The sequence below is a fragment of the Lactobacillus equicursoris DSM 19284 = JCM 14600 = CIP 110162 genome (assembly GCF_001434815.1).
Taxonomy (GTDB): domain Bacteria; phylum Bacillota; class Bacilli; order Lactobacillales; family Lactobacillaceae; genus Lactobacillus; species Lactobacillus equicursoris.
Genome location: NZ_AZDU01000004.1, coordinates 56,013 through 70,352 on the forward strand (window position 1 = coordinate 56,013; position 14,340 = coordinate 70,352).

At 48.7% G+C, this 14,340-nt stretch carries 15 protein-coding genes; 1 reads left to right on the plus strand and 14 read right to left on the minus strand.

The features are described 5' to 3' along the window. Position 1: 1 nt before the first annotated feature. From fabF to FC20_RS01765, 5 genes are all read right to left on the minus strand, one after another. Entirely contained in the window at positions 2-1,231 is a 1,230-nt protein-coding gene (fabF, locus tag FC20_RS01745; protein ID WP_008463029.1) for a beta-ketoacyl-ACP synthase II, read from the minus strand. Positions 1,232-1,244: 13 nt separating this feature from the next. Then, entirely contained in the window at positions 1,245-1,976 is a 732-nt protein-coding gene (locus FC20_RS01750) for a 3-oxoacyl-ACP reductase family protein (RefSeq protein ID WP_008463028.1), read from the minus strand. After that, positions 1,960-2,916, minus strand: coding sequence for an ACP S-malonyltransferase (locus FC20_RS01755; protein ID WP_008463026.1), 957 nt, complete (start codon positions 2,914-2,916; stop codon positions 1,960-1,962). Before FC20_RS01755 ends, FC20_RS01750 begins: the two co-directional genes overlap by 17 nt. Further along, positions 2,909-3,148 (minus strand): acyl carrier protein, encoded by a 240-nt coding sequence (locus FC20_RS01760; RefSeq protein ID WP_008463024.1) that lies wholly within the window; start codon positions 3,146-3,148, stop codon positions 2,909-2,911. The genes FC20_RS01755 and FC20_RS01760 overlap by 8 nt, the downstream gene beginning before the upstream one ends. A gap of 61 nt (positions 3,149-3,209) precedes the next feature. Continuing rightward, entirely contained in the window at positions 3,210-4,172 is a 963-nt protein-coding gene (locus FC20_RS01765; protein ID WP_008463022.1) for a beta-ketoacyl-ACP synthase III, read from the minus strand. A gap of 330 nt (positions 4,173-4,502) precedes the next feature. Between FC20_RS01765 and asnA the strand changes: the two genes are divergently transcribed. After that, positions 4,503-5,510 carry an aspartate--ammonia ligase gene (asnA, locus tag FC20_RS01770; RefSeq protein ID WP_054667912.1) on the plus strand — a complete coding sequence of 336 codons (1,008 nt, stop codon included), beginning with the start codon at positions 4,503-4,505 and terminating at the stop codon, positions 5,508-5,510. Between the two features lie 56 nt (positions 5,511-5,566). Here the strand turns inward: asnA and FC20_RS01775 are convergent, their stop codons facing one another. From FC20_RS01775 to FC20_RS01815, 9 genes are all read right to left on the minus strand, one after another. Next, a complete protein-coding gene (locus tag FC20_RS01775; RefSeq protein ID WP_008463014.1) occupies positions 5,567-6,334 on the minus strand; it encodes a DUF975 family protein in 768 nt (255 codons plus the stop codon). Between the two features lie 436 nt (positions 6,335-6,770). Continuing rightward, the gene (locus FC20_RS01780; protein ID WP_039944274.1) at positions 6,771-7,685 is read right to left on the minus strand and encodes a DUF2207 domain-containing protein; all 915 of its coding nucleotides are present in this window, start codon (positions 7,683-7,685) and stop codon (positions 6,771-6,773) included. Positions 7,686-7,737: 52 nt separating this feature from the next. Continuing rightward, on the minus strand, positions 7,738-9,228 hold the full coding sequence (locus FC20_RS01785) for a glycoside hydrolase family 1 protein (protein WP_008463004.1): 1,491 nt from the start codon (positions 9,226-9,228) through the stop codon (positions 7,738-7,740). Positions 9,229-9,764: 536 nt separating this feature from the next. Continuing rightward, a complete protein-coding gene (locus tag FC20_RS01790) occupies positions 9,765-10,265 on the minus strand; it encodes a prolyl-tRNA synthetase associated domain-containing protein (RefSeq protein WP_039944272.1) in 501 nt (166 codons plus the stop codon). Then, entirely contained in the window at positions 10,258-10,458 is a 201-nt protein-coding gene (locus tag FC20_RS01795; RefSeq protein ID WP_008463000.1) for a hypothetical protein, read from the minus strand. Before FC20_RS01795 ends, FC20_RS01790 begins: the two co-directional genes overlap by 8 nt. A gap of 79 nt (positions 10,459-10,537) precedes the next feature. Then, entirely contained in the window at positions 10,538-11,617 is a 1,080-nt protein-coding gene (locus tag FC20_RS01800; protein WP_008462998.1) for a YdcF family protein, read from the minus strand. A gap of 239 nt (positions 11,618-11,856) precedes the next feature. Further along, positions 11,857-12,198: an arsenate reductase family protein gene (locus tag FC20_RS01805; protein ID WP_008462996.1), complete on the minus strand. Its 342-nt coding sequence runs from the start codon at positions 12,196-12,198 to the stop codon at positions 11,857-11,859. A 182-nt stretch (positions 12,199-12,380) separates the two neighbouring features. Next, positions 12,381-12,800, minus strand: a complete 420-nt coding sequence (locus FC20_RS01810) for a hypothetical protein (RefSeq protein ID WP_039944270.1) — start codon at positions 12,798-12,800, stop codon at positions 12,381-12,383. Between the two features lie 176 nt (positions 12,801-12,976). Further along, the gene (locus FC20_RS01815) at positions 12,977-14,032 is read right to left on the minus strand and encodes a Fic family protein (protein WP_008462992.1); all 1,056 of its coding nucleotides are present in this window, start codon (positions 14,030-14,032) and stop codon (positions 12,977-12,979) included. Positions 14,033-14,340 lie beyond the last annotated feature (308 nt).

The following is a 14,340-nucleotide window of genomic DNA, read 5'->3' on the forward strand; positions in this document are numbered from 1 at the left end:
CTTAGCCCTCCCATTTTTTCAAAGCTAAAACCGCGTTGTGGCCGCCAAAGCCAAAAGAATTGCTCAAGGCATATTTCACATCCTGGCGGCGGTTGTCTTCCCTTACCAAAGTCACGTCGCATGCAGGATCTTGCTCGCTTGCGCCCACGTTAACCGGCAAGATGCCTTTTGCAAGACTTGCGGCCGTGATCACGGCTTCGACTGCGCCAGCAGCGCCCAGCAGATGCCCGGTCATCCCCTTGGTTGAAGACACGAGGACCTTGTTATTTTTGCCAAAAAGTTCCCGGATCGCACGCGACTCACCTTCGTCGTTAGCGTGGGTGGCCGTGCCGTGGGCGTTGATGTAGCCGACCTGGTCTGGGCTAATCTGAGCGTCTTTCAGCGCCAGCTTCATGGCCCTGGCAGCTCCCTGGCCTGCCGGATCAGGGCTGGTGATGTGGTAGGCGTCACTAGAGACACCGTAGCCCACGATTTCACCGTAGATCTTGGCGCCCCGGGCTTGGGCGTGGCTTAATTCTTCCAAAACCAGAGCGCCCGCGCCTTCGCCTAAAACGAAGCCGTTACGCTTTTTGTCAAAAGGCAGAGAAGCTGCCAGTGGATCAGTTGCGGCCGACAAGGCGGTCAGGGCCGCAAAGCCGGAAATCGCCGTTTTGTTTAAGCTCGCTTCACTCCCCCCGGTTATGACTATGCTGGCCCGGCCTTCTTTAACGTAGCGGTAGGCTTCGCCGATGGCATTGGTGGCTGAGGCGCAAGCGGTGACGACAGTGGTTGAAATATTTTGGGCATTGAAGCGAATGGAGATGTTGCCGGCCGCCATGTTGGCGATGGCCATGGGGATGAAGAGCGGTGACACGCGCTTGGGCCCCTTGTCGTGCATCTTGATGACCTGGTCTTGGATAGTGGTTAGCCCTCCAATCCCGCTGCCCCAGATGACGCCGAAGTCTTCAGGATCAACGGCTCCGTCAAGGCCCGCCATGTCATAGGCTTCCTGGCAAACGGCCAAGGCATACTGGGAAAATAGGTCCATTCTCTTGGCCAATTTTTTCCCGCCAGCTTGGTCAACATTAAAGTCGTCGATCTGGCCAGCCACGCTGATGCCAGTGTCTGCTGCGTCAAACTTGGTAATCGGCTTGATCCCGATTTGCCCTTCTAGGGTATTTTTGACAAAAGCCTCGTAGCCATTGCCGTTGGGGCTGAGGGCGCCCAGGCCCGTAATCACTACTCTGTTCATCCTAATCTCTTTTCTAAATTGTCATTCCGCCGTCAACTACTAGGGCTTGACCCGTAATGTAGTCGTTTTCTGCCAAAAAGACTGCCGCGTGGGCGATTTCACCAGCCTGACCGTAGCGGCCAAGGGGAATCGCTGCTAGGGCAGCTTCCGCAGCTTCGTCGCTCACTGCCTCAGTCATCCGGGTCTCAATCATGCCGGGGGCAATCGCGTTCACCCGCACGCCGCGAGCAGCGCCTTCTTTAGCAGCGGTCTTGGTCAAGGCGATTGCGCCGGCTTTAGCTGCGGCATAGTTGGCTTGCCCTTGGTTGCCGTGCATCCCTACTACGCTGGACAGGTTGATGATCGCCCCGGACCTTTGCTTCAGCATTTTTTTCATGGCATACTTGTTGATTAAAAAGCTTCCGCGGAGGTTGACATTGATCACCTCGTCAAAGTCGCTGGTCTTCAGGCCAATCATGATCTGGTCCTTGGTGATCCCGGCACTGTGGACCAGTACGTCCAAAGATCCAAACTCAGCGACCACTTGCTTGATCAGGCCTTTCACATCTGCTTCCTGACTGACGTCAGCAGGCAGGTATTCCCATTGACCCGGGTAAGCCGCAAGTTCAGCCTGCAAGTCCTCCGGCATTTCCTTTCTGCCGTTAAAGACGACCCGGCTGCCTTTTTGTAAAAAAGCTAAGCCGCACGCCCGGCCAATCCCATGGGTTGACCCGGTCACCAGTACCGTTTTATCCTTCAAATCCATTTTGATAACTTTCTAAAAAATCTTGGTAATCGGCCATGCTGCCGATGTGGAACTTGCCGAGGCTCCGGTCCAGGCTTTTGGCAAAAGAACTGAGAGTCTTGCCTGGGCCAATTTCCAGGGTCTGGGTGAAGCCAGTTTCAGCCTGCAGCTTGGCAAGACAATCGCCAAAATTGGTTGGCTCCATCAGCTGCACTTCCAGGATTTCCGCCAGGTTGCCAGCCGTAAAAGGCTGGATGATGGTGTTGGAGTAGACCGGATATTGGGGCTGGTTAAAGGCCACACCTCTTAAGCGGTCTTGCATCTTTTTGGCTGATTCGAGAAAAAGATGCGTGTGGAAGGCCCCGGCGACGTCTAAATTGACAACCCGCTTGGCTAAGCCCTGCTCCTTGATCAGATCCAAGGCCTGGGCCAGATCATCCTTGGTCCCGCCGATCACCACTTGCTTGGGTGAATTGAAGTTGCAGAAGTAGACCTGCTTGCCGGCGCTTTCTAGGTCGCCAAGTAACTTTTTCAGCTCGTCCAGTTTTGGCTTTACCAAGGCGGCCATGGAGCTGGCTATTTTTTCGCAATCGGCCTGCATGTAGCTTGCTCTGTCGCTAGTCAAAGCAATGTCCATTTCTAAATCCAAGGCGCCTGAGGCAATCACTGCGCCGTATTCACCAAGCGACAGCCCCAACATGCCGGCTACGTCTAAATCGGTGTCCCGCATGAGCATCTGCCAGATCCCGGCTTCAAAAGCAACCAAGGACGGCTGCACATAGCGGGTTTGGTCCAGTTCACCGTGCTCATTTTTGAAAACGGCGACTAAGTCCAGCTTGCTGGCCTCGCTGGCTTTTGCAATTGTTTCAGCAAACAGGGGATCTTCGAGGAGGTCCAGCCCCATGCCAGTTGCTTGTGCGCCCTGCCCGCTAAAGAGGACGGCGAATTTTTCCCTAGTCATCGAGTTCTGCCTTCACCGTCTTGACTACGTCGCTCACCTTAACCAGGCCTTCGTCGGCGTCAAGATCAATGTCGTACTTGTCTTCCAGTTCGCTGACAATTTCAAACAGGTCCAAGCTATCAGCGTCCAGGTCTTCCTTGATGTTGGTGTCCATGGTAATGGTGCCGGCGTCAATATCCAATTGTTCAGCGGCGATTTCCTTTACGGCTTCAAAAATTTCTGCTTCAGTCATGATATGTGTTCCTTTCGTTTTTTTAAAAATCTTCGGTTTAGTAATTAATTTTTTGCTTATTTTACAATTTGACCAACAGGCTGCCGGTGGTCAGCCCCCCGCCAAAGCCGGCCAGCATGATGGTTTGACCCTTTTTGACCATGCCTTTGGCCAGGCATTCATCCAGCAGTATCGCCTCGCTGGCGGCGGAGGTATTGCCGCATTCAGTGATGTTGACTGGAAACTTGTCAAGGGGCTGGTCCAGCCTTTTGGCTACCTGCTTAATGATGCGGGCGTTAGCCTGGTGAAGAAGGAAGGCGTCGATAGCGCCAAGCTCTACCCCGGCCTTTCTAGCCGTTTCAACAATGCTTTGCGGCACCTGGTGGGTGGCAAAGGTGTAGACTGCTCTGCCATTCATCTGAAAGTAAGAGTAGTCGTGCTGCTGGCCAGGAAAAGGCCGCGGGGACGTAATCCCAGCTGACAGTTCATCAGCCTTGTCCCCGTAAGTCTTCAGCTGGCTGGCTAAAAAGTGCGGCTGATCGGCGTCTTTACTAAGTAAGACACCCCCGGCCCCGTCGCCAAAGAGGACCGCCGTCGACCGGTCGCCCCAGTCTAGCAGCTTGCTCAAGACTTCGGCGCCTAGAACTAAGGACTTTTGCCCGTCGGCCAGCATCTTGTCTGCAAGGTCTAAGGCATAGACAAAACCCGAGCAGGCAGCCGAGATGTCGAAGGCGGCCGCGTTTTTAGCACCAAGTTTGCCTTGGATAATGGCGGCGGTTGAGGGCGTTGCCGCATCAGGCGACATGGTGGCCACAACGATCAAGTCTAAGTCGGCTGGATCCAGCTGGCTGTTAGCTAGAAGCTTTTTGGCCACTTCGAGGGCCAGGTCACTGGTATTCTGGTCTGTGGCCAGGTGCCGGCGCTTGATCCCGGTCCGGGTGTAAATCCATTCGTCACTGGTGTCCATGATCGCAGACAACTGGTCGTTATCCACGACCAGAGCCGGCAGGTAACTGGCCGCCGTGACAATTCTGGTAAAAGACATAGCGTGTCCTCTCTAATCTTATTTGTCGGCATTTATTCGGCTCGACGTACTTTGAATTATAGCTTTCAGAAAAACGAAGTCAATACGTTTTCTGGTTCGTATAGTTTGTATAGAAATCACCAGTCCCGCCGTGACGGGGGCGAATGGTATACAAATTTTTTTCGTATAGTTTTAAGCCAATTTTGTTAGCTAAGGTCGTTTTGGACGGCTTAGGCCCCCGAATCTCGTTAGCCGAATTGCTATCGCATCATTTTCTAAGCAATCATTCACAAAAATCTAAAAAACTAGTAAAATAAAGTAGTGAAGATTTTTAGAAAGAGGAATCACTCTATGAACTTGACCATTCCTGAAAAATACGATCCCAAGATGTCTGTCCGCGAAACGGAAGCCGCAATCAAATACATCCGCGATACCTTCCAGCGCGAATTTGGCAAGGAGATGGGCCTCGAACGGATCTCTGCTCCCCTCTTCGTGCCAAAATCATCTGGCTTAAACGACAACTTGAACGGGGTTGAGCGCCCGGTTGCCTTTGATGCCCAAGACATCCCTGGCGAAACCTTCGAAGTTGTCCACTCCCTTGCCAAGTGGAAGCGTTATGCCCTTGGCAAATACAACTTCCAACCTGGCGAAGGTCTCTACACCAACATGAACGCCATCCGCCGCGACGAAGAACTGGACAACCTCCACTCTGTCTATGTTGACCAGTGGGACTGGGAACGGGTTATCACCCGCGAACAAAGAACTACCGAATACCTCCAATCTGTGGTGCGCGAAATCTTTAAGATCATCAAGCACATGGAACACGAGGTTTGGTACAAGTTCCCAGCCGCGGTCTACCACTTGCCGGACCAGATCACTTTTGTCACGACTGATGAACTAGAAGACCGCTGGCCTGACAAGAGCCGCAAAGAACGCGAAGATCTGATTGCCAAGGAATACGGCGCTGTCTTCTTGTCCAAGATCGGCTGGCCGCTGAAAGACGGCGAACCTCATGATGGCCGGGCTCCAGACTACGACGACTGGCTCTTAAACGGCGACATCCTCTTCTGGTTTGAACCGCTGCAGCGCGCTTTGGAAATCTCTTCCATGGGGATCCGGGTTGACCGCGATTCTTTGAAAAAGCAGCTTGCTGCCGCTGGTGAAGAAGAGCGCTTGAACCTGCCATTCCACAAGGCCCTTTTGAGCGACCGCCTGCCGCTGACTATCGGCGGCGGGATCGGTCAATCTCGCCTTTGCATGCTGCTGCTTGGCCGGGCCCACATCGGCGAAGTCCAAGCCGGCATCTGGCCAGACGACATGATTGAACAATGCGCTGAAGCTGGCATTCACCTGCTCTAATTTTTAGACATAAAAAAGCTCACTCCAATGGAGTGAGCTTTTACTTTATTCAAAGATTACTTTTCTTCTTGGCCACTGATTTGAGCGTAGAACTCAGCTTGTGCCAAGTTTTGGTAAGGCAGGGTCCAGATGCTTAAAATCCCAAAAGTCAAGAGAGTAAGCAGACCCCAGCCAATGAAGGAGATGTTCAGGCAAAAGAGCTTCCAAACGTGCCCCTTCATCATGCGCCAGCTGGCACCCATTTGCTGGAAGATGCTGCGATCATTGCCCTGCTCAATGTCATCATCAATGATGTACGGCGTCATGTAGAAGCGATACTGAATCCACAAAACCAAAATCGATAAAAGCAAGAGGAGGGCCAAAAAGCCAAGAGCAGTCAAGATGATGGGAGTTGGATTGCCATCAGTAGAGAAGCTAAAGGCCAAAGCCCCAGCAACTACCATGCCTAAAATATAGATAAGGTAAAAGGCGGTCAAGGCAAAGGTCAGCAGGGACATGAAGAAGTTGTAAACCAGGCACTTCCAGGAGTGAGCACTAGACAGCCCGACAAAATAGCCTGGTGCTTCTCCTTCTTCTTTGGCCAATTTTTGCTGGTAGCGCTTGAAGTAAACCTGCAAGTTGAACTTGAAGATCATGACCAAGAATTCCAGAAGGTACAGGATCAACAGGCTAGTAGTCTTGCCATCGTCTTTGTCAAAATGCTGACCAATCAGGCTCGTAACGACAACCACAGCCATGTAGATCAAGGCTTCGACCATGTAGTGTTTCTTGGGGATCTGCGCCAGTTTTTCCCGGGCCTGAGCCCGCAATTCTTTAGCTTTCATTGTTACTTCCTCCTATTAAAAGCGATGATATTTTTATTCGTAATTATACCATAATGAAATTGAACATTTGCTTTAATTTGAGGATTGTTTAAAAAATATTTTTTTGCCTAACGCTCCCTAATCTGCCCCTGGCGGCTCCGATAAAAGTGCTTGAGGAGATTCCAGGAATATTTAGCCTCTGCTTGGTGAGTTACGTGCTCTGCATTTTGAACCAGAATAAACTGAGCAAAGGGATTTCGGTAACACTTTTTCATAATTATTAATAGTCCAGCCATAAGCCGCAATTCCGGCAAAGGTCCGAGGTGGAAGCACCGCCATTAGAAAAGCCCAGAAGACGTAATTGGCGATCGTAAGGCACGCTTTTTAGCAAAGTAAAAGCACGCTTACGCGTGCTCAACATGGTATTCAAATTTTTTAAGTTGCCAGCAACTTGCAGCTAAAAAGACTTGAAAATAAAATCTAATATTCTCACGACTAAGGCTATCACGGCAATTATCATGACAATGAATAACAGCCCAAACATATTAAATAGATCATAAATCTTACGAAAAATTGACTTTCTTCTAGGACGACCTGCAACGGCGCTATTTAGCCCTTCTTCCTCATAATAAGCTTCAGATCTGATACTTTTAGATGAAAGATTCTGATTCTGATTAACTACACTATTTGGAAAAATCAATCGTAATCTAACAGATTCAACTACATCATCATCTTTCTTAAACCTAACTAGACCAGTTTTATTATTAGCTTTAAGAGGGGGCTCATACATGTCATCATGCTCATTAGTGTTTGAATAAGCATCAAGGAATTTCACGTTCTGGCCAAGCTCAATCGTCACTTTGACATCATCAGCCCAGTTTTCTCCGCGAATCTCAACAGCCTTAAAATTAAGATCACTGGCATCTTTATAGGTCTTGACTGCATTGGTGATTGTATATTTATAGGTGACTCTAGGATAGTTCCAATTCTCATAATCCCGTTTATAGCGATATATCTTAAATTGGTAATAATTCCCGTTCTTTGTTAGCTGATAAGTACCACCCTTCTTAGAAGAATTATCTTGCTCGAACTTGAGTGGATTATCTCCTAAATCATCGACTGCTACGATAACATTCTTTAGTTTCTGTCCCCGAAAGACTTTTTGCTTGAAGTTGATGATTGGAGTGGGGCCATCTTTAAAAGCATAAAGAAAGTCATAATCAATTTCATTTATTACTGAGAGACTGCCATCCTCATTCACCTTGCCGTTAATATCAATGCTGGAGATTGAATTTTCGGCCATGACTGTTTCTTTGGGCATCACCCAAAAAGCAAGCAAAGCTAAAACTAGGAAGAAGATTCTTTTATTCATTTTCAAAAAATTCCGCAAATAACAAAGCAAGTGCCCCAGCACTTGCTTTGTCTTATTTCAAATCTTCACCGTTTGAAGCGATCACCTTTTGATACCAATAGTAGGAATCCTTGACCGACCGCTTGAAGCTGCCCTGGCCGTGGTTGTCAGCGTCGACGTAGATCTGGCCGTAGCGCTTCGCCATCTCGCCTTCGCCGTTTGACACCATGTCCACGCAACCCCAGTAGAGGTAGCCCATCAGGTCCACCCCATCCAGCTCAACGGCGTCCTTCATGGACTGGATGTTGACCCGCATATAGTCGATCCGGTAGTCGTCGTGGACCGTCCCGTCTTCCACCTGGTCATTCCAACCGATCCCGTTTTCTACGCAGAAGAGCGGACAGTGATAGCGGTTGTTAAAAATGTTCAGAGCAATGCGGAGGCACTGCGGGTCGGTCCCCCAGCCCCAAGCGTTAGTCTTGAGGTATGGGTTAGCCGCCTGGCCAGAGCCATTGGCCCCATTTCCTTCGCCGATCAAGGCATCTTCGTGGGTCGTGTAAGTGGCTGACCCATAGCAGGAGAAGGACAAAAAGTCGCAGACCCCTTTTTTGAGCAGCTCTTGATCGCCGGCTTCTTCTGGCAAGACAATACCTTGGCGCTGATAGTCCAAAAGCTTGTAAGTCGGGTATTCCCCAGTCATCATCACGTCAGAAAAGGCCAAAGTATTATTTTGTCTTTCGCTGGCCAGCAGCTGGTCAGCTGGGTCACTGGTTAGCCCGTAGCAAGGGCTAAAGGCCAGCATCATCCCCACCTTGATGTCAGGGTGGCTTTCATGAGCCCGAATCACCGTCTTAGCCGATGCCAGGAACTGGTGGTAAGCCGCGTTAGCAATGTTTTGCGGGTCGGCATGGATAAGACCAGCCGTTACGTAAGGCGCAGCTTCCACCAGGTTGATTTCGTTAAAAGTCAAGTAGTACTTAACCTTACCGGCAAAGCGATCAAACAGGGTGCTAGCGTACTTAACGAAGAGGTCCACCAGGCGCCGGTCGTTCCAGCCGTTACATTTTTGGGCAAAAATTAGCGGCGTTTCGTAGTGGTGAAGAGTGATCAAAGGCTCAATCCCGTATTTCAGGCACTCGTCGACCACCTTTTCATAAAAGCGCAAGCCTTCTTCATTTGGCTCACCTTCTGGATCAGGAAAGACCCGGCTCCACTTAACGGAAAAGCGCAGGCACTTGAAGCCTTCCTTGGCCATTAAGGCAATGTCCTCCTTATAGTGGTGGTAAAAGTCAGATGCAATGTGGCTTGGGTAGTAATATTTCGGGTCATCCAGTTCGACTGGCACGGCGCCATCTGGCAAGTGGCGCTCTGGTGAGCCGAAGCAAAGCGGCGTTGAGCCGGTTTCACCATCCGGCTTTTTCCAAGTAACCTGCCGTCTCACGGTGTGAGAGCCATTGGTCATCACGTCGCCGGTACACAGGGCCGCGCCGCCTTCATGGACTGCCCCTTCATATTGGTTCGCAGCGGTTGCCCCGCCCCATAAGAAATCTTTGCGAAAAGTCATTTTTGTCTCCTTCTGTCCCCCGGATTGGTTGGTTATACTTCAAAAATATTTTCTCTAGTTCCATGGTAACACTTTCAAAGCTAAATTGCTAGAAAAATATATTTTTTATAGAGATACATATATTTACTAGCCATGTGGCTTGACTTGCACAAAAATTGACTAAAGTAGCGACAAGCACGGTCCAATTCTTACTCAACTGGTGTCTCTTTTTATAAAAAGCTTCACACAAACTTACTCAAGTAACCCAACCCCCGGCCAAAACTTTACTCAACCAGCAGCGCGACCAAGTTAGTTGACATAGTTTTTGAGCAACATTTTCCTTAGTTGAGTAAGTTTTTGTGCAGTGATTTGCCCAGTTGAGTAAGTTTTTGTGCAGTGATTTGCCCAGTTGAGTAAGTTTTTGTGCAGCTTTTTCCCTACTTGAGTAAGTTATTGTGCAGCGATTTACCCAGTTGAGTAAGTTTTTGTGCAGCTTTTTCCCTACTTGAGCAAACAAGCAAAAACAGCAAGTGCCTGAGGCACTTGCTGTCTAATAATTATTCTTCAGGTAAAACCGGGATGTCGACGTATTCGGCCTCGTTGCCGTGGTCTCGGACCAGCTGCACCAGGTCGTCGGCATTCAGCCACACCGTCGCCGTATTCTCCATCGGGTGGGCCGCCACCTTGTTACCGGCAAATTCAGCATCGATAAAAAAGTGAACCTGGCGCTCGTCATCATTGAGCAAACCCAAAGGCGTTACCGAACCAGGCGTCAAGCCTAAAATGTCCATGAGGTCGCCTTCTGAGCAAAAAGACAGAGACTTCAGCTCTTGCCGCTGGGCAAAGGCCTTCAGATCAACGCGCTTTTCGCCCCGGACCAGGATCAGGTAAAAATGCCGCTTTTTCCGGTCGTGGACGAAGAGATTTTTGGCATTGGCTTCAGGGTACGGAAGATCCACGTCGCGCAGGTCCTCCATCGAGAAGACAGGCTTGTGCTCCGTCACTTCATAAGGGATCTGGTGGTCGGTCAGCCACTGGTAGGTTTCTTGTTTATTCATTGCTTGTCCTCCTGCTTCTTTTTCCATACTTCTTCTTAAAATAAGCCAGATCTGTCTTACCCAAGGGATCCTCAACGGTGACTGGCACGTAGAGGAGCATTCCGTCCTCGCTTTGATAAACGCGGTAGCTGTCGGCGGTGACGGTAAACTCCTTGGGTACGGTCAAAAGCTTTCTTAGCTTAACAATTGGCATGTAAGCGCACCCTAGATTAGTCTGCTACCATTATACGCTACTTTTTGAAAAAAGGATCCGGTGTTAAAAAGTTTTCCGCTTAAGCCATCTCAAAGAGGATCAAGACCAGGGGCAAGACGGTGACTACCCAGCCGGCCAGGAAAAGAATCAGGTGTTTTTTCTCACGGTGGATGGCGACAAATTCCCGAATCAGCGCACTTGGCCAGTAGTAAGGCGCAACGTGGGCGCCGACGCCGGTACACTTGAGGCCGATCTTGCGACAATAGCGCAAAGCCCGGTAAACGTGGTAATTGCTAGTCACCAGGACCGTGTACTTGCGACCAGGGCGGGCGTCAATCAGGGCCTTGGAGTTTTGCAGGTTCGCCAGGGTCGTGAGGGACTGGTCTTCTAAGAGGATGTGGTCGTCAGGAATGCCGTGGTCGCGCAGGTACTGGGCCATAGCGGCCGCTTCAGAGAGGTCTTCGTCGCTGCCCTGCCCGCCCGACGGGATCATCATTGGTGGGGTTGGGTCATTTTTGTACAGAAAAATTGCCTTGTCCAAACGGTCAGCTAGGAGTTTGGAGACGCGGCTGCCCCCAATCAGGCCGCTGCCGTGGATGATGACATAGTCAAAGTCGTGCTTGTGGGGCACGATCTGCAAAAGCAGCGTATAAAACATGAAGGAAACAAAGACCAGCGAGCCGTAGACGACGGAAACAGCGATGAGGACAAAGAGCCATGACAAAAGCGAGGCCTTGAGCGCTCCGTGCTCGGTCATAGACTGGAAAACGCCTAAATACGGCAATAAGATCGCTAGCACCGTGCAGATTTCCCCGGCGCCAACGATCAGACCCAAGAACAGCGACAGCAGGTTCTGGAAGCGGGTCCCCTCCTTTTTGATCATCTGCACGCCGTTGACAATCAAAATCACGGGTACACAGAAGATGACGAGGACGATCAAGAGCGCGATCGCCACAAAGGCGGCCTCCTGCCAGGGGCCAAACAAAGCGCTGACGACCGGGATAGTGAACAGCAAGGCGATAAAGCACAAGACCGTGTTCCGGTAGCGGCTGCGGTCCCGCCACATGGACAGGGCCAGGATCCCCCAGCAGACTATGGCCGGAATCGCCATGTGGAACAGATTATTGGCATAGGCAGCCGGCGACATGTTAAGTTCCATTTTTAGCAAATACTCCCTTCAATAGCTGCATAACATATCTAGTATACAGCAGAAGGTCCTTTGAAGATATGAAAAAAGCGGTCAGCTGAGACTGGCCGCCATGGTGAGGTTATTATTTTTCTGCTGGAGTCAAATAGGACTACTTTTAAACAAGATGGGATCACTTACTATTTTTCGGCTTAAGCTTTGATAACAATTCACTTTCTTCCGGTGATCTGCCTTTTAAAGCACGGAATCGGCTACTCCCATATCTTCCAAACATCCGGTTGATAGCCGACCGTCGCCTGTTGGCCATTGCGGACCACAGGCTGTTTCACCACCAGGGGGTGCTCTTGCACCTTCTCAAATTTGTCCTGGTCGGTCAGGTACTTGATGAGGACGTAGGTGTCTTGGTCTTTAGTGTTTTCGTCTAAAAGCTGGTCCATCCCGCCAACGGCTTGCAAGATCGAGGTTAATTCTTTCTTGCTGAAGCCCTTTTGCTTGAGATCAATCGATTGAAATTTGATTCCGCGCTCTTTAAAGAAGCGCTCGGCTTTTCTGGTGTCGGCACTTTTCTTGGTGCCAAAAATTTGGATGTTCATGATTGTTGCCTTTCGTTTGGTTCTTTGTCTGATTCTTCCTTATTCCTTCTAGCCTCTCCAGGAGATTTTAACACTTCTGAGGTAGATCTTCTCTCTACAAGTGTCAATCGCCTTAAGCATAATCCCACATCATCTTTGGCTCAGTCATAACATCCATAGACTTTTCGCTGATTTGTCCGAGACTAATGCATTTGATATGGAATTTGGAGCTGGTAATAGCCCTTACTTTTAACCTTAGAGGCTGTAGCCCCCACCAGGCCACTAAAGCGGACAATTTGCGGCTTGGCATTGCCAGATTTCTTGGTCTTGCCAATGTCGGTCGTTGCCGGAAAAAGCACTCTAGTGATCAGACGCTTCAGTTGATGATCGGTACCATTGATTGCCAAGTGGGATAACACGGCATGGTTAGCAACGACAAACCCATAGTAGAAGTCAACTTCAATTTTCGGCTTCTTGAGCTTGAAGTTGCCAACCGGTTTATAGCGTTTGCCATCTTTAACGACTTTGACACTAGCTTCTGAATTTTTGTAGGGCTTTTTGCTATTGACCTTTAAAGTAACGAGGTAAGGCTTGATTGGATTTTCATCAATCGTTTTATTCATCGTATCCATCCTCGTCTGCTTGGTCAAAGCAGCAGATGATCCGGTCACTCACCCAGGCACTCTGATCTTCATTGACCACAATCACGTCATTTTCGCTAACTGCCGCCTTCTGGTCATCAAGGGCTTGCGGTTTAGTTCAGGATGTCAAAAAGAGTAAGGTGAGTAAAATAGCTGTTTTACACCAATGAATCGGATCTCAAGTAATAGGTTCCACGACCTACCCCACGTTTGACGATAACATTCTTTTCAACAAGTTCTCTGAGCGACTTCTCTACTGCAGAACGGCTAAGTCCTGGACACAGTTCCATAATTTCACTTTTAGTAAATTTACCAATTATCATATTTATTGCTTTATGAACTTGGTCTACTGCGGTCGATTTTTGATCCACAATATCAATTCGTTCTTCAAAATCACGATAAGCTGCAATGATAATTTGTAAGAGATATTTGATAAATGGCGTGACGTCCTCCGTCCCTTCTCTCCAACCTACCTGACTATCGTTTAAAGCCTGGTAGTATAACTGCTTAGTTTCGGCAATCTTTTTTTCAAGAGAAACATAACGACCAACGACATAACCTGAACGATACAGCAGCAGGGTAGTTAATAGCCGGCTCATCCGCCCATTGCCATCACTGAATGGGTGGATACATAGAAAATCATGGATGAATATCGGAATCAATATTAGTGGATCAACATCTTCTGAAGCTAATTCCTCATTATACTGCCTACAAATCATTTTTATTGCAGGCTCTGTTTCATAAGGCTCTAGAGGCGTAAAAACTATCTGTTCAAGACCGTTTGCATCGATCGAAATAATTTGGTTCTGTACATTTTTGTACTTACCACCTAATGATTTATTGGAAAAACGGTACAGCTCTTTGTGCAGTTGCAAAATATAATTTGAGGTAATTGGGATGTCTTTGTAATTATTGTGGATGATCTCTAAAACGTGTCGATAACCAGCAATCTCTTCCTCATCTCGATTTTTGGGTGTCGTCTTTTCTGCAACCAACTGTTTCAAGCGGTTACTTGTAGTGCGGATACCTTCAATGGCATTAGAACTTTCAGTACTTTGAACCTTGGCAATTTCAACCAACTTGTCCAGGACAGCGGGTCTCTGGGATAGATACATTGTTTGGCGGCCGCGATATTCATGGATACCGGCTACTAATCCCATGATTTTACCGTCCCACTTGTAGTCCCGGTATTTTGAATAAATAAATTTACGCATAAAAGTTCTCCTTTGCCCGTAAATTATACCCTATTTTACGGGCAAAACAAAAAATTAAGCGTAAATCTCTCCATTACCCCGTAAAATGACCCCTATTTTACGCGCAAAAGTCACTTTATACGCACAAAAAGAGTATTCATGTTGCAGAGGTGCAAAGGTGTTTGTCTTGCATGACCGTGAAGAACATATAGTCATCAGTGATGCCATATACTTTACAAGGGTGAATTTGGTCTTGGAGCTATTTACCCTCCACTTATTAGTAAACCGAAAATCGCAAAATTGATATGACCCCCGAAATTAGGACACTA